Origin of the sequence: Criibacterium bergeronii, assembly GCF_001693775.2 — a bacterium.
Lineage (GTDB): Bacteria > Bacillota > Clostridia > Peptostreptococcales > Filifactoraceae > Peptoanaerobacter > Peptoanaerobacter bergeronii.
In genome coordinates, this window is sequence record NZ_MBEW02000014.1 from 1 (window position 1) to 24,400 (window position 24,400).

General features: G+C 33.3%; 17 protein-coding genes and 2 pseudogenes. 18 read left to right on the plus strand and 1 reads right to left on the minus strand.

Features of this window, described 5'->3' with window-relative positions; genetic code table 11:
- From BBG48_RS06940 to BBG48_RS06970, 7 genes are all read left to right on the plus strand, one after another.
- A partial coding sequence (locus tag BBG48_RS06940) for a sensor domain-containing diguanylate cyclase (RefSeq protein ID WP_116170949.1) occupies window positions 1-1,173 on the plus strand: 1,173 nt, incomplete at its 5' end.
- Between the two features lie 364 nt (window positions 1,174-1,537).
- Window positions 1,538-3,496: a methyl-accepting chemotaxis protein gene (locus BBG48_RS06945; RefSeq protein ID WP_116170950.1), complete on the plus strand. Its 1,959-nt coding sequence runs from the start codon at window positions 1,538-1,540 to the stop codon at window positions 3,494-3,496.
- Between the two features lie 275 nt (window positions 3,497-3,771).
- Window positions 3,772-4,290 carry a DNA-deoxyinosine glycosylase gene (locus BBG48_RS06950; protein ID WP_068912847.1) on the plus strand — a complete coding sequence of 173 codons (519 nt, stop codon included), beginning with the start codon at window positions 3,772-3,774 and terminating at the stop codon, window positions 4,288-4,290.
- Window positions 4,291-4,825: 535 nt separating this feature from the next.
- Window positions 4,826-6,193 carry an MATE family efflux transporter gene (locus tag BBG48_RS06955; protein ID WP_243446761.1) on the plus strand — a complete coding sequence of 456 codons (1,368 nt, stop codon included), beginning with the start codon at window positions 4,826-4,828 and terminating at the stop codon, window positions 6,191-6,193.
- 121 nt (window positions 6,194-6,314) lie between these two features.
- Complete coding sequence (locus tag BBG48_RS06960; RefSeq protein WP_068912848.1) at window positions 6,315-7,010, plus strand: ABC transporter ATP-binding protein; 696 nt, start codon at window positions 6,315-6,317, stop codon at window positions 7,008-7,010.
- A gap of 23 nt (window positions 7,011-7,033) precedes the next feature.
- Window positions 7,034-8,068: an ABC transporter substrate-binding protein gene (locus BBG48_RS06965; protein ID WP_068912850.1), complete on the plus strand. Its 1,035-nt coding sequence runs from the start codon at window positions 7,034-7,036 to the stop codon at window positions 8,066-8,068.
- Complete coding sequence (locus tag BBG48_RS06970) at window positions 8,046-8,804, plus strand: ABC transporter permease (RefSeq protein WP_068912851.1); 759 nt, start codon at window positions 8,046-8,048, stop codon at window positions 8,802-8,804. The genes BBG48_RS06965 and BBG48_RS06970 overlap by 23 nt, the downstream gene beginning before the upstream one ends.
- 56 nt (window positions 8,805-8,860) lie before the next feature.
- On the opposite strand, the gene BBG48_RS06975 is transcribed toward BBG48_RS06970, so the two are convergent.
- Window positions 8,861-14,359: a RecQ family ATP-dependent DNA helicase gene (locus BBG48_RS06975; protein ID WP_068912853.1), complete on the minus strand. Its 5,499-nt coding sequence runs from the start codon at window positions 14,357-14,359 to the stop codon at window positions 8,861-8,863.
- Between the two features lie 211 nt (window positions 14,360-14,570).
- Here BBG48_RS06975 and BBG48_RS06980 point away from each other — a divergent pair, with 211 nt between their 5' ends.
- The 11 genes and pseudogenes from BBG48_RS06980 (at window position 14,571) to BBG48_RS07025 (ending at window position 24,382) form a co-directional block, all read left to right on the plus strand.
- Window positions 14,571-14,759, plus strand: a complete 189-nt coding sequence (locus BBG48_RS06980; RefSeq protein ID WP_068912854.1) for a MerR family DNA-binding transcriptional regulator — start codon at window positions 14,571-14,573, stop codon at window positions 14,757-14,759.
- A 423-nt stretch (window positions 14,760-15,182) separates the two neighbouring features.
- The gene (locus tag BBG48_RS06985; RefSeq protein WP_199560395.1) at window positions 15,183-16,055 is read left to right on the plus strand and encodes an aldo/keto reductase; all 873 of its coding nucleotides are present in this window, start codon (window positions 15,183-15,185) and stop codon (window positions 16,053-16,055) included.
- Window positions 16,056-16,135: 80 nt separating this feature from the next.
- Complete coding sequence (locus tag BBG48_RS06990) at window positions 16,136-16,531, plus strand: hypothetical protein (protein ID WP_068912856.1); 396 nt, start codon at window positions 16,136-16,138, stop codon at window positions 16,529-16,531.
- Window positions 16,532-16,948: 417 nt separating this feature from the next.
- A pseudogene (locus BBG48_RS11645) lies at window positions 16,949-17,692 on the plus strand (PAS domain-containing protein); the annotation flags it as partial.
- A gap of 147 nt (window positions 17,693-17,839) precedes the next feature.
- Window positions 17,840-18,208: pseudogene (locus BBG48_RS11650) on the plus strand (methyl-accepting chemotaxis protein); the annotation flags it as partial.
- 258 nt (window positions 18,209-18,466) lie between these two features.
- Complete coding sequence (locus BBG48_RS07000; RefSeq protein ID WP_068912859.1) at window positions 18,467-19,162, plus strand: MBL fold metallo-hydrolase; 696 nt, start codon at window positions 18,467-18,469, stop codon at window positions 19,160-19,162.
- A 106-nt stretch (window positions 19,163-19,268) separates the two neighbouring features.
- Window positions 19,269-19,511, plus strand: coding sequence for a YtxH domain-containing protein (locus BBG48_RS07005; RefSeq protein ID WP_068912860.1), 243 nt, complete (start codon window positions 19,269-19,271; stop codon window positions 19,509-19,511).
- 115 nt (window positions 19,512-19,626) lie between these two features.
- The gene (locus BBG48_RS07010; protein ID WP_068912862.1) at window positions 19,627-21,078 is read left to right on the plus strand and encodes an alpha-amylase; all 1,452 of its coding nucleotides are present in this window, start codon (window positions 19,627-19,629) and stop codon (window positions 21,076-21,078) included.
- Window positions 21,079-21,269: 191 nt separating this feature from the next.
- On the plus strand, window positions 21,270-21,482 hold the full coding sequence (locus BBG48_RS07015; RefSeq protein WP_319946257.1) for a hypothetical protein: 213 nt from the start codon (window positions 21,270-21,272) through the stop codon (window positions 21,480-21,482).
- Window positions 21,483-21,506: 24 nt separating this feature from the next.
- Window positions 21,507-21,794, plus strand: coding sequence for a type II toxin-antitoxin system RelE/ParE family toxin (locus BBG48_RS07020; RefSeq protein ID WP_243446763.1), 288 nt, complete (start codon window positions 21,507-21,509; stop codon window positions 21,792-21,794).
- Window positions 21,795-21,835: 41 nt separating this feature from the next.
- Window positions 21,836-24,382 carry a UvrD-helicase domain-containing protein gene (locus BBG48_RS07025; protein WP_068912864.1) on the plus strand — a complete coding sequence of 849 codons (2,547 nt, stop codon included), beginning with the start codon at window positions 21,836-21,838 and terminating at the stop codon, window positions 24,380-24,382.
- Window positions 24,383-24,400: the final 18 nt, after the last annotated feature.

The following is a 24,400-nucleotide window of genomic DNA, read 5'->3' on the forward strand; positions in this document are numbered from 1 at the left end:
CCGGATAATATTACTTTGACAAAAGTAGACAAAATTGATGATACCGTCATAAAACAGTATGATTATATAATAGTAAAAACTTCGCCTGAAAAATTGATGAATATCACTAAAAATATAAAGCTTATAAAAGGCTCTTTAGAAAATTTAATAGTCGTACTCAGTGAGCAGACTTTTGACAATACAGATATTGCCTTTGATACAGTGTGGCAGGAAAATATGTCTGACAAGAGGCTCAAATACAGCTTTGAAAAATTAGTAAAAGACATTGAAAAAGATAAAAACTATGATGACATACAAGAAGTGCTAGGCAAAATGATGAACACCACTAAAGATTTGATATGGGTCAAAGATTGCAAAGGTGCACATAAAATCTTTAACGAACCTTTTTTAGAGGCTTTGCCAAGAGCCAGTGATGGTCACAAAAAGACAAGAGAAGAATGCACCGACAGAGGGCATCTATTCCTATGGGAGCTAAGTAAAGAAGATTATTCAGAAGGGGAGTATATCTGCATGGAGTCAGAAGTTGACGTGATAAATGCTAACAAAACCCTAACCTTTGATGAAACACTTCTTGTAGGTGAAGGCGACCTTAGAAATCTATTTACGATGAAATCTCCTTTGCATGATAAAAAAGGAAATATAATTGGTACAGTAGGTGTGGCAAAAGATGTTACCCAAGAGTTAAGATACAAAGACTTGCTTGAAAGGCAGGCAAATGTCGACCATTTGACTGAGCTATACAACAGGAGATATATGTACCAGTACATTGAAACGCTTAAAGACAATCCATTTGTAGTTATATATATGGACATTGACAATTTTAAGTATGTAAATGACGAATACGGTCACGGCAAAGGTGATGCTGTACTAATCTTGACAGCCGATACAATTAAAGCTTCATTTTCAGATTGTGTAGTTTGCCGTATCGGAGGAGATGAGTTTATAGCTATAGCATCAAATATGAATGACGAGCTACGCAAAAGCATAGACGGTTTTCCAAGAAAAATGAAAAAAATCTACAACAAAGACCCATATCTACAACAACTAGGTATAAGCTTAGGCTATGCCATTAACAACCCGAATATAACAGATATAGAAAACCTATTTGCTGAGGCAGATAAAATGATGTATTTGGAAAAAAGACTGCACAAAGCTCTCGGAGAAAAAATCTAGCAACCATAGTCTTGCAGTGGTGATTGAATAGCTTAAAAAAGAAATAGCAGTTTCTTAATGCAAACAACATTTGAAATAGGTAGCAACTTTGTATAAGAAACATAAATCAGAAAAAATTGCCATACATTAGCTAAATCAAAAAGTAAACGATGTTATCAGACTAATAGCTCCAAAATAAGTGGGACATATTCAATGCAAATATGTCTCACATAAGCATTACATATTTTTACAGATATTACCCAAATTAGTGAATTCAATAAATAATGATGATAAAAAATATAGTATTGTTCAAAAACGCTTTCATTTTGACAATTATAATGATAAAATACACTTATGTTATTATTAGCTAAAAGGGAGGAAAATTTTGAAAAGTATAGGACAAAAGTTGTTTATTTCATTTTTAATTTTCGCACTAGTGCCTGCAATTTTAATAGGTGGTATATCAGGGTGGACATATCTAAAGCAGTCGGAAAATAGTACCACTTCAAATAATATGAGATATGCGGACGCACTGGCAAGTGAAATAGATTTGTTCATGAAAGAGTCATCAGGACAAATGAAAGGACTTACAGGAATGCCGGCATTTAAAAATATGCAGGCTAAAGATGTACTGGAGAGTATAATTTCATTGCAAAAGGCTAACCCAAAGTGGGAATTAATAGTTGTAATGGATAATAAAGGCAATCAAATAGCCCGCACATCAGGCAAGCTTGCAAACAGGGCAGACAGAGAGTACTTCAAAAAGGCAGTAGAGGGTAATGACTTTGTAACAGGTTCATATGTTTCAGTGTTTACAAATGCACCTACAGTAACATTTTCATCACCTATAAAGAATGACTCAGGAGAAATAGTAGGCGTAATAGCAGGCGATTTGAGTGTGGGCTTTTTACAAAACATAGCTGACAAGGTGCAAACAGACGAAAATGGCATTAGCATCACAGATGAAAAAGGTACATATTTGGCAGACCAAAACAAGGACAACGTAAAAAATAGTGAAAGTAATGCACAGACAAAGCAAGGTAATGCAGCAATATCTAGCAAATCCAGCGGGTCGGTTATATCACAAGACTCTATGGGTATAAATAGCTACATATCATGGAGCATAGTGCCTAGTAATGGATGGATAGTCTATTCCAAGGCTACGGTATCATCTGTAAAAGACCCTATGTATAAATCTATGATACCGATAGCTGTATTGCTATTGCTATCTATTATTGCAGCTGCATTATTAGGCAAGATAGTATCAACTAGCGTGACAAAACCAATAGAAAATTTGGCTAGGGCAAGTGAAGAGGTAGCAAATGGAGATTTGACTCAGACGATAGCACAAGAGGGTACAATAGAAACAAAAAGATTGGCATCAGCATTTAATAGCATGATAGAGTCACTTAGAATGCTTATTAGCTCATCCAAACTAAATGCAAGTACAGTAGCAAGTAACTCAGAACAATTGGCTGCATCAGCATCTGAGGTAGGCAAGTTATCTGAGAGTGTATCTCAAAATGTGCAAGACATAGCATTAAGTGCCAACAATCAAAAAGAAATAGCAGCTAAAACCTCATTAGTGACAGGACGTATGACAGAGGCTATACAAATATCAAGCATAGCAGTAGACAGCGTAAAAAATGCAACGAAAACAGGACAAGAAAAAGCTGACGAAGGAGCAAAATCTATAGAGCACGCAGTGAGAGTGATGAAAGAAATGGAGCAAAGCTCAAAATCTACATCTGAGGCTATGAATATACTAGGGGAAAAATCACGTCAAATAGGTCAGATAGTAGAGTCTATCACAGGCATAGCAGGACAAACCAATTTGTTGGCATTAAATGCTGCAATAGAGGCAGCTAGAGCTGGTGAAAGTGGTAAGGGATTTGCGGTAGTAGCAGAAGAAGTAAGAAAATTGGCAGAACAAAGTGAAACTGCAGCAAATGAAATATCAAATATAATAAGAGTAATACAACAAGACACTGACAAAGCAATTAGCATGATGTCTGAGTCAACGCAAAAGGTCACAGAGGGAGCTCATGTGGTCATTAAAGCTGGGGATGCCTTTGAAGATATACTATCATCTGTAAATGAAATCGGAGCTGAAGTGAGTAAAATATCCGACTCTATGGATACACTGTCTAAATCAGGTAAAGAGGTAGACAATGCAATGGAGGACATATTAAAAGCAGCTAATGATGGAGCATACAGTACAGATGCAGTGGCTGGAGCATCTCAGCAACAGCTTGCATCAATGCAGGAAATAGCGGCATCAGCAAATTCACTGGCAGATGTAGCACAAGAGCTAAAGGAAAGTGTAAATAAATTTATGTTTTAGTAAATACCTAATACATTAAACTTTCAACTTTGGCAATCTAATTCTAATATAGACAACTTCATTGATAGAAAATTTTAATAAAAGTGAAATATCATAAAAATGGGTTATAAATGTTAACACTATACTTTTAACCTATTAAAAGTCAAAAGTCCTTTACACAAAATAAACGTGTAAAGGTCTTTTTTCAAAGTCTAAGTAGACTTATTATGTAAGTCTTGCTTGAGATAGTGCAACAAAATTATTGTTTGACATGGGATAAAAATTAGGAGTAAAAATTGAACCAAAAGAAAGATTTGTGCCAAACTATAGTACATCCCCTACAACCACTATATGATAAAAATTCCAAAATATTAATTTTGGGTTCATTTCCATCAGTAAAGACAAGAGAGTATGGATTTTTTTATGGACATGGGCAAAATAGATTTTGGAAAATAATGGAACAACTTTTTGACGTTAAGCTCAGTAAAGACATAGAAGAAAGAAAAAAATTTCTTTTAGAAAATAATATAGCACTGTATGACACTATTTATAAATGCGATATCATAGGCTCTAGCGATGCCAGTATAAAAAATGTTGTACCATCGGATTTATCGCCTATATTTGATACAGCAAATATCAGTGAAATTTTTTGCAACGGAGCTACGTCATATAAATATTTCAATAAATACCATATAAAAAAATTAAATAGAGGGGCAATAAAACTTCCCTCAACCAGTCCGGCAAATGCAAAATATAAATTGGAGGATTTGTTGGAAGAATGGAGAGTAATAACTCAACCAAGTAGGAAAAAATAATAGCTTGCAATTAATTTTGTATATGATAAGATATATATGTAGAAATATTAAATAATATCTCTACTCCCTTTCTGCAAGAGACAAAGACAGCAAAACCACCTATTGATAGTAGGTGGTTTTAAATTATGAAAAGTAAAAGTTGTAAAATAAAATGTGACACTTTATTTTACAACTTTTATTTTCCATGAAACCTTATATCCTAGCATTTGTCATATATCAGCCAGTGGCAAATAAACTTAGCTATTTTCAATTATTGCCGGAGAATTAAGTGGCAATAGCTCTCCATCTAACTTTTCATGTTAAATTGGGAATAATGCAATAGTGATTTTTTAATTTAGCAATTTTGGGCAAATCTGGATTTTGCCTAGTGCTTTATATTTTTTTTATAATATGATAAAATATATTTAATTCATCTATTATCTATTTGATAAGTTAGTTTTTGTCTTAAAATTTATCTAAAGGGTAATTTTTGAATTGTTTTTTTGCTGTATTATTGAGATGAAAATTTTAATTTTATATAGATTGGAGTAAAATTTTGGAGGCTGAGAAACGGCAATATATAAAGATGACTACAACTCCGGTGCCAAGATTGATTGTTGTATTAGCAATTCCGACAATTATCAGTATGTTGGTTACTAATATATATAATACGGGCGATACTTTTTTTGTAAGTAAGCTAGGGACATCTGCATCAGGTGCTATTGGTATAGTTTTTGCTATTATGGCATTTTATCAGGCTGTGGGATTTATGTGCGGTCAGGGTGCAGGCAGTTTTGTATCAAGGTTTTTAGGAGCAAAAAAGATTGATGATGCTAAGGCTTACGCATCGACTGGTGCATTAGGAGCTATTATATTAAGTCTAATTATTACTGTGTTAGGCTTTCTTTTTATGAACCCGTTTTTAAGGCTACTTGGTGCAACGGAAACTATTTTGCCATTTGCTCGTGAATATGCTTTTTGGGTATTGATTGCAGGTCCTTTTTTATCGGTTAGCTGTGTTTTAAACAATATTTTAAGATATGAGGGTAAAGCGTTTTATGCTATGATTGCTCTTACCGCCGGAGGGATATTAAATCTTGCTGGTGACCCGATTTTAATTTTCGGCTTAGATATGGGTGTGAGCGGTGCAGGAATTGCAACTGCGTTTTCGCAGATGGTTAGCTGTGGTATTTTATATTTTATGTTTATGTCCGGCAAAACTACCAGCAAAATAGATTTAAGCAGAGCAAAATATGAATATTTTATCAAGGTGACTTCCGCCGGTTTTCCTTCGTTAATAAGGCAATGTCTTGCAGCTACTACAACTATATTGTTAAATATGCAGGCTAAGCCATACGGTGACTCGGCAATAGCTGCGATGAGTGTTGTAGGAAGAATTGGATTTTTAATAGCATCTGTAGCTGTTGGACTTGGGCAAGGGCTACAACCGGTGGCAGCTTTTAACTATGGTGCAAAAAAATATGGCAGGGTCAAAAAGGCTTGGGCAGTTTCAACTATTATAGGTACAGTTTTTTTATCAGGCTTTGCTTTATATTGTCTATTTAATAGCGAAACTATAATTTCTTGGTTTAGAAATGATGAGAAAATGATTGAAATCGGTGCGGCTGCTTTAAGATGGACAGCTCTTTCTTGTCTTGCAAGTCCTTTTGCGGTTAGTAGTGCGATGTTACTTCAAAGTACCGGTAAGAGCAAAGAGGCAAGTTTTTTGGCTTTGTTAAAAAATGGTATCCTTTTTGTACCGTTGATATTAATTTTACCAAATTATATAGGTATAAGTGGAGTAGAGATGGCTCAGCCTTTAGCAGATATTTTGACAGCTGTAATAACTATACCTTTGGTCGTAGATTACCTCAGAAGATTAATGGCTGCTGAGAAAATAGAAAATGCTAAGGAGATAAATTAATTTTTAATGATATTTTTTTCAATTTTTAAGTGGTAAAAAACGCTAATATGGTATATTATAGACAAGGCTATAATTGTTTTTTCTTGGGAGGTGATAATTTATAGACATTGTAGTGGAAAAATTGAATTTGTTGGAAAATGTGTCACTCAACTTTGATGAGATAAGAGTTTTCGATAATTTTTCTTTATCAGTTCCTAAAGAAAAAATTACCTGCATATTAGGACCGTCAGGCTGTGGAAAAACAAGTATATTAAATATGCTTGCCGGGTTATTAAATCCGGCAGCAGGCAAGGTTAATGTCGGAAAAGAAAAAATAGGCTACATTTTTCAAGAGGATAGGTTACTTCCTTGGGAGACTGTATACGACAATATCAGGCTGGTAAGAGATGAAGAAAATTGTGATGAAATATTACAAATATTATATTCTTTGGAAATGCTTGACTTTAAAGATAAATATCCAAGTCAGCTCAGCGGTGGAATGTTAAAAAGAGTATCCCTAGCTAGGGGATTTTATTTTGAGCCTTCTCTAATGCTAATGGATGAGCCTTTTAAGTCATTGGACTACGATCTGAGACTTGAGCAGGTAAAATATTTGACAAAATTTTGGAGAAAAAATAAGAACACTATTATTTTTGTGACCCATGACATTGATGAGGCTGTGCTGCTAGGGCATAACATAGTGATATTATCAGGTAGAATAACCAAAATCATTGATACATATAGCCTTAACTCAGAGCTGGAGCAAAGAAAGCTGTATGATGATGAGCATATAAAGCTTAGGAATAAAATCATAAAAATAATTGAACAAAATCATTGATTAACTTTTTAAGGGAGACAAAAATGAAAAAAATTTTAAGTTTAATGTTTGCACTAATGCTTGTTTTAGCAGGGTGCGGTGCACAAGGTACTACAAGCACTGATAAAAAAGGTGAGTTTGCTAACCCGGAACATACAAAAGACGAACCACAAGTAGTAGAAAAAGAGCAAACCCCTGTTAGTTTTAAGGTAATAGCACCTGCTGGTATGCCGGCACTTAGCATGGTAAGGTTGTTTGTAGACAAGCCGGAAATAAAAAATGCCACTATTTCTTATGAAACAGTGGACTCAGCTGATGTGTTAGCAGCATCACTTATAAAGCATGAGGCAGATGTGGCAATAGTGCCAACTAATCTAGCGGCTACACTTTATGCAAAGGGTGCTGGCTACAAGGTAGCAGGCTCAAGTGTATGGGGAATATTATATATTGCGTCAACAGAAGATATAAAGTCACTTGAAGATTTAAAGGGTAAAACAATAAGCCTTTGGGGAAAAGGACTTACTCCTGATGCAATGCTCAGATTTGTACTTACAGAAAATGGCATTGACCCTGAAAAAGATGTAAAATTAGAATATTTTTCAACAGTAGAGGAATTAGCCACAAACTATTTAGCTGGTAAAAGTACAGTCAGCATGATACCACAACCCGTACTTACAAATGTACTTATGAAGAGTGAAAAATCTAAAGTGGCCATAAATCTTCAAGACGAATGGAAAAAAATAACAAAGCTTGACAAATATCCTCAAACTTCATTAATAATCAGTGACAAGCTTGCAGCATCAAATCCTGTAGTAGTTAGAGACTTCCTTTATGCTTATGATGACGCAGTTGACTGGGTAAACCAAAATCCGGCAGAGGCAGGAAAATATTATGAGTCACTAGGCATAGGCTTAAAAGCACCAATAATCGAAAAGGCTATCCCTCAGTCAAACTTAGATTTTGTATTTGTAAATGATGACAAGGACTCAATCAATAAATATCTAGAGGTATTATATAAATTTAATCCAAAATTAACTGGTGAAAAAGAGATTGACGATGGATTATATTCTAAAATATAAATATTATAGAATAATTTCTATATCAGTATTAATAATATTTTGGACAATTGTTTCCGAAACAGTGAATAATTCTATTGCTATTCCCACACCATTAGAGACGTCAAATTCTCTAATAGATATAATTATTTCTGAGGTATTTTTATCGCAAGTTTTAAACTCAATTGTAAGAATTTTAATCAGCTTTTTAATTTCTTTATCACTAGGACTTGTTTTAGGCATCTTGTCAGGCTCTTTTAGTGCAATTAATAATTTGCTCAGTCCGGTAATATTGATTTTAAGAGCCATACCATCTATGGCGGTCATACTGCTATCGCTAATTTGGCTTAGCAGAGAATTTGCACCTATACTTGTTGGAGTATTGGTTATTTTCCCGTTAATTTACAGTGCAGTTGTAGATGGGATACTAAATGTTGACAAAAAGCTGATTGAAATGGTAAATATATATAAATTTAGTAATAAAAAAAAGCTATTTCATTTATATTTGCCGTGGGTTCGTTCATCACTGGTTTCGGTTTGTGCAGCAGCAATCAGCCTTAATGTAAAGGTCACTATTGCGGCAGAGGTGCTTAGCCAGCCACAATACTCAATAGGCAGCGGATTTCAGATGGAAAGAGTAGCACTAAATACAGCCGGCATATTGGCATGGGCGATAGTGGCTATAGTTTTAGCCGGAATTTTGGAAAAAATAGTGAAAATATTGTTTTATAGAGCAGGGAAAAATCAATTAGTCAGATAATATAAAACACCTTTTATTTATGTAGTTATAAATAAAAGGTGTTTTTGCATTAAAAATTATTTTTTCTTTGTAAAGTATAAAACTGGTTTAACATGAGGATAAAATCCATTCAAGCTTTGGTCTTTAAAATTGTTTTTGTAAAACCAAACTACAGACTCAACATAGGCATAGCTTAGCTCATAGTATGGGTTAGTCATTTCGGCAGGTAACATATCGAAAAATTGGAATACAACAGTACCATCGCTGCTTTTTAGACAGCTTTTACCAAAAGATTTATTTTTAAAGCCTTGAGGAGTACATTTGGAATTAACATCACTTAGATTATTTTTTGAGTAATAAAGCTTATCTCCTGCTCTTAAAGACTTTATTTTTTCAATGTAGTCAGTGTCAGGTCCGTAACAATCATCATATTTTCCCTCTTCTTTGTACCAAAACAATCCGTAATCCCAAAAAACACGTCTTTCTGACAGGCTTATTCTAACTTCTTTCATGGTATCTGTTTCAGTGTAATCTAAATTAAGCGTTGCAAAGTCATCGCCTAATGCTATTTTATATTTAGGGTCATCAAAAACATCTGTGTTGGTAAAGACATAAAGATTGTCCTTTGCCCTTGACAATGCAACGAAAACTTCTCTCCAAAAAGCGTCTTTCCAATCTCTATCACGTTCCTTGAGCATTAAAAATACGGTATCATACTCTTTTCCCTTGGCTTTGTGGATAGTAGAAACATATACGAAACATCTGTCACTATAAAAATCTTCAAGGTTTCCCTCTAAATGTGTTTGCCATAAATATTCTTCAAAATCTTTTTTGCTGACAGTATTTTTGTTTTGATTAGATTTTAAATATAATTTTATTATATTTAATACAGGCTCTAACAAATTACTTCTTTTATATACTACTTCCAAGCTTTGTTTGTCATCGTATTTTTTAAATACAAGTTTATTGAAGTCGTATATTGTGATTTCGTCATATAGCTCTTGTTCTTCATCGGCATTTTCAGGGGTAGGTTCAACCTTAGGAGAATTTAGTGCAATAATTTCCTCCATTTTTCTAAGCAGATAGAAAAACTCGTCTAAATTTTTTAAATCCTGCATTTCATCCTTGCTAGCATTGGAGATTAGCCTCGCAGGTATTTTATTTTGCAGTAGATTGCAGTATAGTGACGATGCCTCTTCGTTTGTATATGTGAGTATGCAGACTTTTTTGTCTTTGTGTTGAGCTATATAATCGGATAGAGCTTGCAACACATATACTTGTATATATTCATATTTAAATTTAGTGATTTTTACTACGCCGTCTCCATCTTCTTTGTTCATGCAGAGCATATCTTCGGATTTAGCTCTGTTTTGTCTATCTTTTGCGAATAGATTTACTAGAGCTAGGATATTTTTCTTTGAGCGATAATTATTTATTAAATGATACTCTTTTATATCGTAGCTGTTGAAATTGCCACAAGTTTCTAAATCGTCCGACAAGGTGGTGAAAGTATCTCTATTTAAATCTCCGGTATTATCGTAGCCATAGTCAAAAATTGATTGGTCATCGTCACCTGCAATTATTACTCTAAATTCTTTTATGTCTTTATTGTAGTTTATTAAAGCCTTTAAAAAATCAAACTGTTTAACGTCCATATCCTGAGCCTCGTCAACTACAATCAGGCATTTATTTGGAATAGTGTATTCTTCTACTTGAGAGCCATCATCAGAATTTTGAATATCTAAAAGTTTTTTATTTGCATTTACAAACACAATACCGTCATCTTTGACTGAGCCTAAGCCATTGCTGGAATTTTCGATATAACCTACTTCTCCCAAAACGTCATAGGCATAGGAATGGAAGGTTTTTATTTCTATACCGTAGGCGGAGTTGTAGATTAAATTTATTAATCTTGACCTAAACTCTTCTGCTGCTGAACGGGTATGGGTTAGCATTAATACGTCTTCATACCTATAGTTATACTTGTCGACTAATTGGACTAACTTATGCACTAAAACCTCTGTCTTGCCACTGCCCGGACCTGCATAGATAATTAAGCCTCTTTCGTCTGCGTTCATTATTTCTTGCTGGTATACATCGAAGTTGTTATTGCCCTTATTATTTAGGATTTGTTCATTTTTTTGTTTTGTTCTTGGTATTTCAAGAAGTTTTTTGTCTTCTTCATCAGGGAAGTATTCGTCCTCAAATTTGGACTTTGCCATAGTGAGGTAGTCATTTACAAATTTTTCTGATTTTTTAGGAGATGTTTCGCTGTTTTCTGCAAGCTTTTCATTTTCTGTCTCTTCAAAGAGCAACTGTGCATACTTATACATTATGTGTATTTGACCAACTTTGCCGGTATAAAATGTCCTCAGGTGTTCGTAGTCTTCCATTTCAAAGTCTTTCGTATGGTTTTTGCCTTTTTTGATGTGCATCATACTTTTGTAAACTACCAGTCCGTTTACGATTTCTATTTCACCTATGGAGTCTAGCTGTAAAAGAGCATGTTTTACTAAATTTTCATAGTCACTAAGTTTTTCTTTTATGCAAAATTCTTTTAAATCAAATTCAATGTAGTTTTTTTCTTCTGCTTTTTCGCTGGAGTTATCAGAGTTTTGTTGTTTGTTCTTTTGCTTTTTATATAAACTTTTGATATTAGCATATACAAGGGCAGAAATAAGTTTTTCTGCAATTTCATTTTTCTTTGTTATTATCTGCTCTAGGTTTAGTTTTTTGCTAGGTATCTGAAGGTAGTTTTCCAGTGAGCCTTCCGGCTGGTCAATATAGCCAAACATAATCCACTGTGCAACAATTTTTTTGATGTTGTAGAGATTTATATTTTTGTCAGAGGAGATTTTTTTTAGATTTAATTTAGCTTTTTTGTTATTGGATTTTATATGCTCTAATATTTCTTCTTCTACACTGGATATACTTTGATAGAATTTTTCATTTGTTTCTTCATCGTCTTCGCTTAGTACATTAATTTTATAAGTCGACTGTCTATAGATTAGCTCGTTGTCTAACAAAAGCTGCATAACTTCAGTGAAATCTTCTTTACTACAGTCGATTTGTTTTTGTAAAAAGTCTACTCTGTTTTCTCCTCCCATAGTCTCTTTATTTGCCCTTATCATTTCATATAAAATCTCTGTAGCGATTTGTCTTTTGTTTTTTTTAGGCTCAATATTTTCTGTACCAAGGGAGTTAGTGATATTTTCGTCATTTTTTTGAGAAAAAGCAGCTATTTCGTCTAATTTTTGTTCCAAATTCTCGGCGGTGACTTTGGGTGCACCGGCGAATATTTTTGTGCTGTTATCCAAGCGTTCTAAGTAATCTGAAGTCTCTAAAGTAGATATAGCAGTTTTTACAAAGCCTTCTAGGTCGCCTTTTTTCTTTATGTTGGCTCTATTAGCTATATCAAGTGCTGATAAATACACACCATTTTTTTTCTTTTTCTTGGATTTTTCGGTTTTATTTATGGAGCTACGGACAGCTTTGTTAATTTTTTTAACACTCTCAAAGTCAACCAAGGATTGTTTATAAAGGCTGAAATGAGTTTCTTGGTCTTTTTCTGAGAATAAAACATAGCAATCAGAAGGTTTTTGGTCTCTGCCGGCACGACCTGCCTCTTGCATAAAATTTTCCAAGGAGCTAGGCAAATCAAAGTGTATGACTACTCGTACATTATCTTTATCTACGCCCATACCAAAGGCGGAGGTGGCTACCATTATATTGCAAGTGCCATCCATAAATTTTTTTTGATTTATTTTTTTATCTTCCTTGCCTAGCTTGCCGCCATTGTAAAATGTGGCGACTTCTTTTTTATTGTCAATATCATGCGTATAATGTTCATTTAAATCCTCAGCAAGTTTTTTTGTTTCTGCTGCTTTAGACATAAAGATAATGGTACAAGGTAATTGACCTTGGTTTGTATTTTTATCTAAAATACTGATTATAGCGTCTTTTCTTTCGTTGTAATTTTTGTTATCGTCAGGTTCGTCTATTTTGACAGCGTGATAAGTCAAATTGTTTCTTTTTGCACTGGCATAAAATTTTTTTAACTCTAATCCTAATTTATCTCTAAAATAGTTTAGAATGTCCTCTTTTACGCTTTCTTTAGCTGTGGCTGTAAAGCATGAAATGGGGATTTTATACAAAACTTTGTCTTTATTTTTGGAAGTTTTATTTTTTTGCTCTTCTAATGTTTTAATAAAATTACCTATATATTGATAATCAGGTCTAAAATCATGCCCCCATTGAGAAAAGCAGTGAGCCTCGTCTATTATAAATCTATCTATAGTCCTTTTGCCAAGCATTTTTTGGATAGCTTGCGACCTTAACTGCTCCGGAGAGATGTATAGCATATAGTATGCACCATCTTCTATTGCCTGCATTTTAATGCTTTTTTCTACAGGGTTGTCAAGTCCGTTGATGTAGGTTGAGATAAAGTTGCCTTTTTCATTTAGATTATCAACTTGGTCTTTCATAAGGGATTGAAGTGGAGAGATTACTACTGTAAGTGCTCCATATTTTTTGCCTGCAATTATAGCAGGTAGCTGGAAAGTAAGTGATTTTCCTCCACCGGTTGGGAAGATGGCTATAAGTGATTCTCCTCTTAGTGCAGATTTAATAGCATCTTCTTGCAGTGGTAAATTATCTTCGCCATAGCTACGGAATTCAAAATGCAGCTTTGCATCTATTGTTTTGGCTAAATTTTTATATATTTTAATAGCCATTTTTTCAGGACTGAGTTCTTTGTCGCAGTAGCTACACACTTCTTCGCATAGGGTGAAACAAAGTTTTTTTATGATTATACCTGTCATAGGATAGTTAATTTCTACATATTCAGGTAAATTGATTGAAACCTTGCTAAAATCTTCGCCTTCTTCATCAGTTTTTTCGGCAGCAAAAAGTATATTGGATATTGCTATAGCAGTTTCTAATGGACAGTCCTTAATGAAGTCTATGACGTTAGCATTTTCACATATACTTCCTAGTAAAAGCTCTTTTATATTTTCTGCTAGTGTTTCGTAGTCTGTATTTAAAGGACTGGTTTTGCCGATATATTCAAAAAATCCGCTAAATTCTTCAGTGTTTTGTAATAATTGTCTATAAATATTTTGAGTTTTTTCGTCAAATTTATTGAATTCTGATAACGCTAGGTCAAACAGCTCTTTTGATTTTTTTGCATCAAGCGTAGGGTTGTTATTTTCGCCTTTCATTTGCTCGTAGTCTTTTCCTAGGCGGTGTGTCTTTTTATCAAAAAGTAGTATTGATAAGTTTAGGGTGTCTATGTAGAATATATTGTCATTTTCCTTGAAAAAGGTTTTGGCTGTAGGCTCGTCTTTTAACATTTTTATGTCGTGATTTATAATGTTGTGTCCGCATAGAAAATATTTATCTTTGCTATTTTTCTTTACAAAGTTTATAAACTCAGTTATTTGACTGTTATCTGCACCATGAAAGCTTGTTTCATTTCTATTTATGTCATACGCTACTGCTCCGGTGTCAAGAATTTTTTTGCTATCTCTGTCAGTTTCAGTATCAAAAAATATTAGATTGGTTAGATATTTTCCCATAGCTAAATCCTTTTTAATTAAAAATTATTTAATATAGCAGTTTATTTATATATTGATAATTATATCACAAAATTTATTAGAATGAATTCTAAATTAAGAGCTGCTAAAATCGAAATATGTGATATATTAAGAAAAATAATTTTTATACTTGACTATATGTGAAATATAAGGTATACATTAATTACCGAGGGTTCATATTAAGGAGAGGAAAATGAAAATCAAAGAAGTATGTAAAATATTTCATTTATCAGCGGACACGCTAAGATATTATGAAAAAGAGGGAATTATACCTCCTGTTCCTAGGGACAGTAAGGGAATTCGCAACTATGGTCAAAATGAGCTAAAATGTATTGAAAAAGCGGTATATTTACGCTCGCAGGGTATAAAAAAGGATAAGTAGCGTATAATGTAGGTATGCTTAAATAAAACCAACATGAAATTAGCAAAAATATATTAATACGAGTATTTAAAGGATATAATTAATGGAAAAACTTATGTTTATTGATTATGAACCAAGGTAGACCAAGTAGACACTGCGAAAAAATTGATATAGGTAAAAAACTAGCATCCTCTGTTTGTGATTATGGTAGCGGAGGGACACTTTAAACAAAGCACTTACATATAAGGCAAGGAAAGATTTTAGAAAATGTCTTGTCATGGATAAAATTGTTGCACCTGTAGCTGTCTCAGGTGCAATTTTTAATGTGCAAACTTGACGAAGCTTATAGTTTTCTCAAAAGAAAAAAATAAATATTAATTGTAATTTATCTGTAATGTGGGGTATAATAAAGTATATTAAATTTTATATTCTCAGGAGAAAATTATGATATTTGATGAAAAAATTAAACTAAATAATGGCAACGAAATACCAAAACTGGCACTAGGCACATGGCTAATCGATGATGCTATAGTGGCAGATGCGGTAGTAAATGCCATAGAAATAGGATATAGACACATAGACACCGCCCAAGCATATGAAAACGAACGTGGAGTTGGAGAAGGTATAAGGAAATCGGCAGTTCCAAGGGAAAAACTCTTTGTAACATCTAAAATTCAAGCCGAAATTAAAGACTATGTTGCAGCAAAAAAATCAATAGACGACACGCTCAATCTTATGGGATTAGACTATCTTGACTTGATGATAATCCACAGCCCACAGCCATGGGCAGAATATAACAAATCTGAAAATAGATATTATAAAGAAAATAAAGAAGTTTGGAAAGCATTGCAAGAGGCTTATGAGGCTGGAAAAGTAAAAAATATAGGCATCTCAAATTTTAAAGAGCAAGACATACAAAATATATTAGAAGATTGCAAAATAAAACCTGTCATAAATCAGATACTTTGCCATATTTCAAATACACCACTTGAAGTTATAGCGTATTGCCAAAAAAATGATATACAAGTAGAGGCATATTCACCTATAGCTCATGGAAAATCACTGGACAATCCTGTTATAAAAGAAATTGCCCAAAAATATAATGTAAGTGTTCCGCAGCTCTGCATAAGATATGATTGGCAGCTCAACACCATCGTGCTACCAAAGACAGCTAATAAAGAGCATATGAAACAAAATGCCGATATAAACTTTGAAATATCAGCAGAAGATATGGAAACTCTGAAACATCTAAACAAGATTAAAGACTATGGCGAGCTGAATAAATTTGCCGTTTATGGTCACAACGACATGAAATAAATATCATAGAAAAATTAAAGGGCGGTGATTATTTACCGCCCTTTAATGTCAAAAATTTATATATTAAAAGAGGAGATAAATTGAGCTTTACTAGATACATATATCACAATCAAAACCCCAAAAATCTTCAAAGAGCGGCAGATTGCGTATTTAGAGCTACATCATTCGCCTTTGGCATCACATGGGAGCAAGCACTAAGAGAATTGACACAGGTTGCCTTGCAAGTAAAGGATGCACCTAATTCCAAGAGAGTTTTGGAAAAATATTTGAAACTAAAAGGACTTGAAAAACAAAAACAGCCGGTGAAATCTAACAATAAAAAATATAAGGTAAGAGAATTTTGCAACAAATTCTCCACAGGCACATTTATTGTAAAAACAGCACGCCATCTTACAGTGGTCAAGGACGGATACATATATGACACATGGGATTGCGGCGAAAAATGCGTAGGAAATTACTGGAGGGTGAGTAATTAGCTTGAAATAAAATAATTTAATTTATAGTTAGAGAATTAAGATAATTTTTGCGTTAAATAAATTTGTGAAAATTGTAAAAAAATTATTATCAAATTGACACTTGCAACTAATACGAGTAGAATATGAATGTATTAAAAAATGAAATTATGCTTTCACAAGACTAAATTGGGGGAGGGTACTATGTTCGGAAAAAATAAATTGACAGAAAAACCATCAGACAATGATTTTGACAAACAAATAGATAACATAATCGCAGGATATAATCACAATGAAAAAATACAGCACATTCAAGCAGGCTCAAATGCTCAATTGGAAAATAAGATAAATTCATTGATAGACTTATTTAATCAAGAATTGGACTATCAAAAATTAAGACTAAAGGTTGTAAATGATGCCGCTCATTCAGGAATGTGGTATATGAAAATTGATGACAATCTAAATATTGAATACGCAATATGGTCAGACGAATTCAGACGCATGACAGGATTTAAAGACGAAAGAGATTTTCCAAACGAAGTAAATTCATGGTCGGATAGATTGCACCCTGATGATGCCGGAAATACTCTTGAAAAATTTGGAAATTGCATTTCTGATTTTTCAGGGAAAACAGTATACGATGTAAACTATAGATTAAAAATTAAAGATGGCACATACAAGTGGTTTAAGGCGACAGGACACACTATAAGAGACGAAAAAGGACATCCTGTAGAAATCATAGGTATATTTATCGATATAGACGAGCAAATTAAAAATGAAACAGAGCTGGATTATACAGTAAAAAGATATGAGGCAATAGACGAAATATTATCAGAAGGTTCATGGAATATGAGAGTCACCGGAAATGACCCTACCAGCCCAAATAATGAATTTTGGTGGTCAAACCAATTTAGAAATCTGTTAGGATATAACAACGAAAGTGATTTTCCTAATAAATTAAACTCTTGGTCAGATAAACTCCATCCTGAAGATAAGCAAAGGACACTGGATGCGTTTAGTAAACATATTTTAGATTATTCAGGAAAAACACCATTTGACTTGGATTATAGATTGCAAAAAAAAGATGGTCGCTACGGCTGGTTTCATGCAATAGGGCAAACCATTAGAAAACCAAATGGAGAGCCGATATTGGTAGCAGGTGCAATAAGAGATATTACATCTGAAAAGGCAAAAGAAACATTTACAAGAGAGCTAGACGGACTGATAAGAGATTTATCCGGCTCAATAGGCGAAATTACTGAGGCTGTAGCAAGTACCACTCAAACTACTATGGACATAACAAATAAACAGGTAGAAATCAAAAAAGCAACTGAAATTTCAAAAGCAGTTACCGATGAAACTATGAAGCTTGTAGATTTGATATTAAACATTTCATCACAAACAAACCTTTTAGCTTTAAATGCCTCAATTGAGGCGGCAAGAGCAGGAGAGGCAGGCAAAGGCTTTTCAGTAGTAGCTGAGGAAGTAAGAAAATTAGCAAACAGCAGCCAAGGTGCAGTAGACAGCATTACAAAGAGCTTAAACGGTATGGAAACGGCAAACAATGATATTATGTCTAGGATAAATGATATAAGCGGTTTGATTGAAGGACAGTCCTCCAGTATGCAGGAAATTAACGCATCTATAGAAGAGGTAAACTCTATGACTACCAAGATTGCTGATATGGCACAAGATTTATAAAAAATTAAACTGCAAAAACAAAAGCCAACAAACATTGAAGTTCGTTGGCTTTTTGTTTTTTGTCCGTTATATTTTTAATTAAATCTGATGTATTAACTGAGTTGCCTAGATTATAACATAAAAAAAACACTAAATCTACTGATAATCCCATTTTTGGAAATATTTTTTAACTAAATACATTTTGCGTAATTTTAAAAATTTATGGTAGATAATAAGTAATGAATAAATTTATTATACGTTGTCAAGAAAGGATAGTTAATGAAAATTCTTGTAACTTTTATTACGCATAGTACATTTAAAATAGAGCTGGAAGATAGGGTTTTGGTGTTTGATTATTTTAAAAATGAATTACCTCTTGAGGAGGGCAAACCGATTTATTTTTTCACTTCACATTCCCATTCAGACCACTATTGTACAAAGATATTTGATTTTTATGAACAGGCGGAAAAATATATACTATCTGATGATGTGAGTAGCGATGGTTTTGAAAAGTTTAAGGATAAAGTGGTTATAGTAAAGCCAAATGAACAATATAAAATAGACGATATGAGAGTAGAAACTCTTTTATCTACAGATTTAGGAGTTGCTTATGTAATTGAGCTTGGCGGTAAAGTTATATTTTTTGCCGGCGATTTAAATGACTGGTACTGGGAAATGGAGGATAATGAGCAGCAGAGGATAACAATGCACGAAATGTTTACTAAACAGCTTGATAAGCTAAGGGGTAAAAAAATAGATTTAGCATTTTTTCTTGTAGACCCAAGACAAGCAGGGCAATATGACCTTGGAGGCAAACAAGTGCTGGAGTTAGAGCCTAGATATTTTATGCCAATGCACTTTTGGGGAAACTACGATATTACTAAAAAATTCAAAAAAGAGTATGAAAAAGTTTATCCTAATACGAAAATTTTTGAAATAACAAGGGAATATGAGGTATTTGAAATTAATCTTTAGGTATTAAAATAAAATATTAATTTATTTATAAAATATGTGAAAAAATTGAAAAAGATGGTATATATTAATTAGGATTTAAAATAATAAAAAAATCGGGAGGAAGAAAATGAGAAAAAATGACGATATGAATTTATTTGCAGTGTTAGGTGCAACAGTAATCGGCACAGTTATAGGTGTTGCAGTAGGACTTTTAGTAGCTCCTAAGGCTGGCGAAGAGTTTAGAGGTGACATAGCAAGTGGCACTAAGGATTTAGTTAAAAAAGCAAAGAGTAAAAGAGATTCCTTCTTAGAAGATTTTGATGACCACGTTGAAGAAGTAGGAGACCTAGTTTCTGATATTACTAAATAATAGTTTTTAAGCTCAAATTTGATAAAACAGAATAAAAGTTGAAAAATATCCGATAGATTTATCTTCGGATATTTTTTACATATACCTTTTACAGTTATTGCTTATAGGAGATAATATGAACGGGTTAATTTTACAAGCGTTTGAATGGTATTTACCAAATGATGGCAATCATTATAATTATTTGAAGTCACAGCTTGATTATTTTAAAGAGCTGGGCATAACTGCATTATGGTTACCGCCATTTTGCAAGGCATTTGGCTTAAATGATGTAGGATACGGGATATATGATTTGTACGATTTGGGAGAATTTGACCAAAAAGGTGGAATTCGTACAAAGTATGGCACAAAAGAGGAATTAATAAGTCTTATTGATAAAGCACATGAAAAGGGGATTAAGGTTTATGGTGATTTTGTACTCAATCACAAGGCTGGGGCAGATGAGACACAGCTTTTTAAGGCTGTAAAGGTTGACAGCAACGACAGAACAAAAGATATAGAACCGCCAAAAGATATAAAGGGTTGGACTAAATTTACATTCACCGGCAGAAAAGGTAAGTGTAGTGATTTTAAATGGTCTTTTGAGCATTTTTCAGGAGTTGACTATGATGATATCACAAAAGAAAAAGCGATATTTAGAATTCTTGGTGAAAATAAGTATTGGAATGAAAATGTCTCAAAAGAAAAAGGTAATTTTGATTATCTGATGTTTGCAGATATCGACCACGACCATCCGGCAGTAGTTGAAGAGTTGAAAAGATGGGCTAAATGGGTTATAAATGAAACTAAAATCGATGGTATACGTTATGACGCCATGAAACATATTGACGGTGCATTTTTGAATGATTTTACTGACTTCATCCTTAATGAAGTAAAAAGTGATATGTATTTCGTTGGTGAATATTGGGAAAACAGCCAAGAAAAGCTGGTTAATTTTATAGAGCATACCAAGGATAACATAGATTTATTTGATGTTACCTTGCATTTTAGGTTATTTGATGCAGGTTGGAAAAAAGAAAAATTTGATTTGAGGACATTATTTGACAATTCACTTGAGTCACAAAGAAGTATGAGTGCAGTAACTTTTGTAGACAATCATGACTCCCAGCAGGGGCAGGCATTGGAGTCTTGGGTGGTGGAGGATTTTAAGCAAACTGCCTATGCAATCATACTTCTTAGACTTACAGGGTATCCTTGTGTATTTTTTGGTGATTTATTTGGAATTGGTGATAAGAGCCTTTATAGCGGGATTGGTGACAAAATAATTCCGTTAATGGAGCTTAGACGTGATTATGCTTACGGAGAAGAAAGGCTTTATATGCAAGAGCCAAATGCAATAGGATTTACAAGACTTGGCGATGAAGAGCATCAAGGTAGTATTGCTGTAGCAATCAGCAACAATGGCGATAAATTTGTGCGTATGAATGTTGGCAAAAATAAAGCAGGCAAAATCTACTATGATTATCTTCAAAACCATTTAGGTGAGATAACTATTGATGAAAACGGAGATGGAGATTTTCCGGTATACAATAAATCAGTTTCCGTTTGGGTAGAAAAATTAAACGGATAATAAAATTTTTCTAATGCAAATTCAGTGCATATTGGCGAATGTATTGCGAACAGCAATCAAAATATTATATAAAATAAGAGAAAAGGAGTGATTAAGATGCCAAGAACATCAAATATTTATGTGAGAGTAGAGCCGAATATTAAACAACAGGCGGAAAAAATACTTGAAAAACTGGGGGATACCTATGTCTAATGCAGTATCAATTTTTTTTCAGACAGGTAATCATGCAAAACGGATTACCATTTGATGTAAAATTGACAAATCAAAAACCTATTATTTTGTCAGATTTAACTCAAGAAATATTTAATAAAGAAATGTTAAAAGCACATGATGATTTTGAGAATGGCAGAGTATTTAGTGTAGATGAAGTTGAAAATGATTTAAATGATGAGCTTGAAAAATGAAATATAAAATAATATTTTCAGAAAATGCGAAAGAAGATTTATTATGTATTAAAAGGTATATTAAGAGATGAATTACTTTCACCAAGCATAGCAGAAAAATTATCAACTAAATTAATTTTTGCAATTAAAACTTTGGGTGAAATGCCTATGAGGTGCAGTTTATGCGAGTACGAACAATGGAGGAAACTAGGGCTTAGATTTTTATCTGTAGACAATTATTTAGTTTTTTATTTGCCGGATGAAAAACATAAAATTGTAAAGATATATCGTATTATTTATGGTAGACGAGACATTGAAAATCAATTAAAATAAAAGTAATGCAATAATCTAAGCGGTAAAAAAGGAGCTAATTTATGAACAGTAATTCCAAAATAAAATTTACTGATGAACAGCAGGCAGTAATCAACATAAATTCAGGGATAAATCTAGTCTTAGCACCGGCTGGCAGCGGTAAAACTCAGCTATTATCAAAAAGGGTAATAGAGGCACTTAACAATGGTCACGATAATACCAAAATGGCTTGTCTAACCTTCACAGTAAAAGCAGGCAAAGAAATGCTTGACAGAGTAAATGAAGAGTGCCCTGACAGTAAAGTCACTATTGGAAATGTGCACAGCGTATGCTACAGCCTACTAAAAAAAGAAGGCGAAATAGATTTTGACGCACAGGTGCTTGAGGACAGCGACCAAAAAGATATTATGAGAAATATCATGCTACAATCAGGTATGCAAATAAGCAAAAATTATAAATCAGAGCCATATATTAATTCATATAAAGTAGAAGATTTGCTAAATCTTTCCACCTACATAGACAGAAAATCAAAAAAATTTCCACAAACACATTTGATAGATATAATTGGTTCGAATCTTGGTAGCCTAATTTACAATAAATTAGTATTATCGGTAATACAAAAATACATAGAGCAAAAAAAAGAAAATAAATACTTAGATTTTGATGACATACTCACCTATGCCTATTTGTGGGTTAAAAATTCAAACGGAAAATCAAAAACCTATGATTGGTTGCAAATAGACGAGGTTCAGGACTTAAATCAAATACAGTTTGACATAATAGATGGACTTTGCACTGATGACGCTACAGTAGTTTATTTTGGTGATTACAACCAAGCTATATATGGCTTTATGGGAGCTAGCCGAGAGTCTAAAACAATGCTTGAGAAAAAATCTGAGGGTAATGTTTTTTATCTCACACAAAATTTCCGCTCACCACGTTATCTGATGGATTTATACAACAAGTATTTAAGTGAAAATAATATGAGCGATAAAAAAGAGGCATTTTCTAAAAATTTATGCGAAAAGCCGGAGTTTGCCTTAACTATGTTTAAATGCACAAAATACAATCAGTATGACTTGATAGCAAGGGAGATTATTCCTTGGCTAATAAAAAAGGTTACCGCTCAGAATGAAAAGATAGCACTATTAGTAAATAGAAATTTGACAGCACAAATTTTGTCAGATAGGCTAAAAGGAGTAAACATCGACCATTTCAGAATATCAGGCTATGATATGTTTGAAAGAACCACAGCTAAATCGCTGATGTCATTTTTGCAGATAGTAAATGACAGTGCAGGAAGAGCCTCTATTGTAAGGCTCTTATATTCACAACACATTATAGATACACTTAAAAACAGCGAAAACTTTGTAAAAGAAGCCTATGATAACTCCACCGATTTGATAGAGCTGCTTGAGAACAATAACACTACTAAGCTTGAGGCTTTTTTTGCAAAGGCAAGCACTAGAGATATTGTTGTCTTTGATACTGAGACCACAGGACTTGATACCTTAAATGACGATGTTATACAAATAGCAGCAGTTAGAATACGTGAAGGCAAAAAGGCTGGAGAAGTGGACATCTATATTAATACGGATAAAGATATATCCGCAACTCAAAAAGTGCACAAAATAACTAGAGAAAAGCTTGATAGCGATGGAGTATCTCACAAAGATGGTATACAGCAATTTATAGATTTTTGTGGCGAAAATTCTATCTTAGTTGCTCACAATTTGAATTACGACTTTAACATTCTAACCCAAAATTATAAAAGATATGTAAGTGAAGCTCTTGCATTTGCAGATGTATTAGGGGGAAAAGAAAACTTTTTTGACTCACTAACATTTGTAAGACAAATCTACCCGAAATCAAAAAATAAGGACTTAAAAAATTATAAGCTGGAAACTTTACTTGACTATCTCAAATTGGAGGGAGAAAACAATCATAATGCCCTATTTGACACTAGAGCCACTGCCAATCTTGTGATTAGACTACTTAAAGATGGCAAACAGACAACCGCAGTCCAAAAGTCATTTATCTTAGAAAATGATAAAAAAATTCAAAGAATTTATCAAAAACTAAATCCTTTATTTGAGCAGACCTTGCCATTACTTAACACAAATATGAGCCTAGAGGATTTTTCTAAAAAATATATTGATATACTATACAATTCAAATAATGACAAAAGTGATAAAGAGACGATTGAAAAAGACAAAAAAGAAATGGAAAAGCTGTTTACCTATTTCAAGAAAAAAATTGACACTACAGAAAATCAAAATATCCCATTAAAATATAAAATAGACAAATTTTTATCATCAAACTACAACTTCACTGAGGTAGACCTATTGGTAGGAGATGAAAAAGTAATAATATCCACAGTCCATAAAGCCAAAGGACTTGAGTTTGATAATGTTATAATTACAGATGGCTCTGCTTATAATTCTTATGGCGATAATGACAGAAAATTGTATGTCGCAATGACGAGGGCACAAAAAAGACTAATAGTTACAATGCCGTACGAAAGCAATAATTGCTTGATTAATAAAGTAAAAGATTGTTTTACCTTGCAGGATTGTACAAAAGCAGACGAATTCAAATATAAAATCTAATATATACAATTAGCCCAT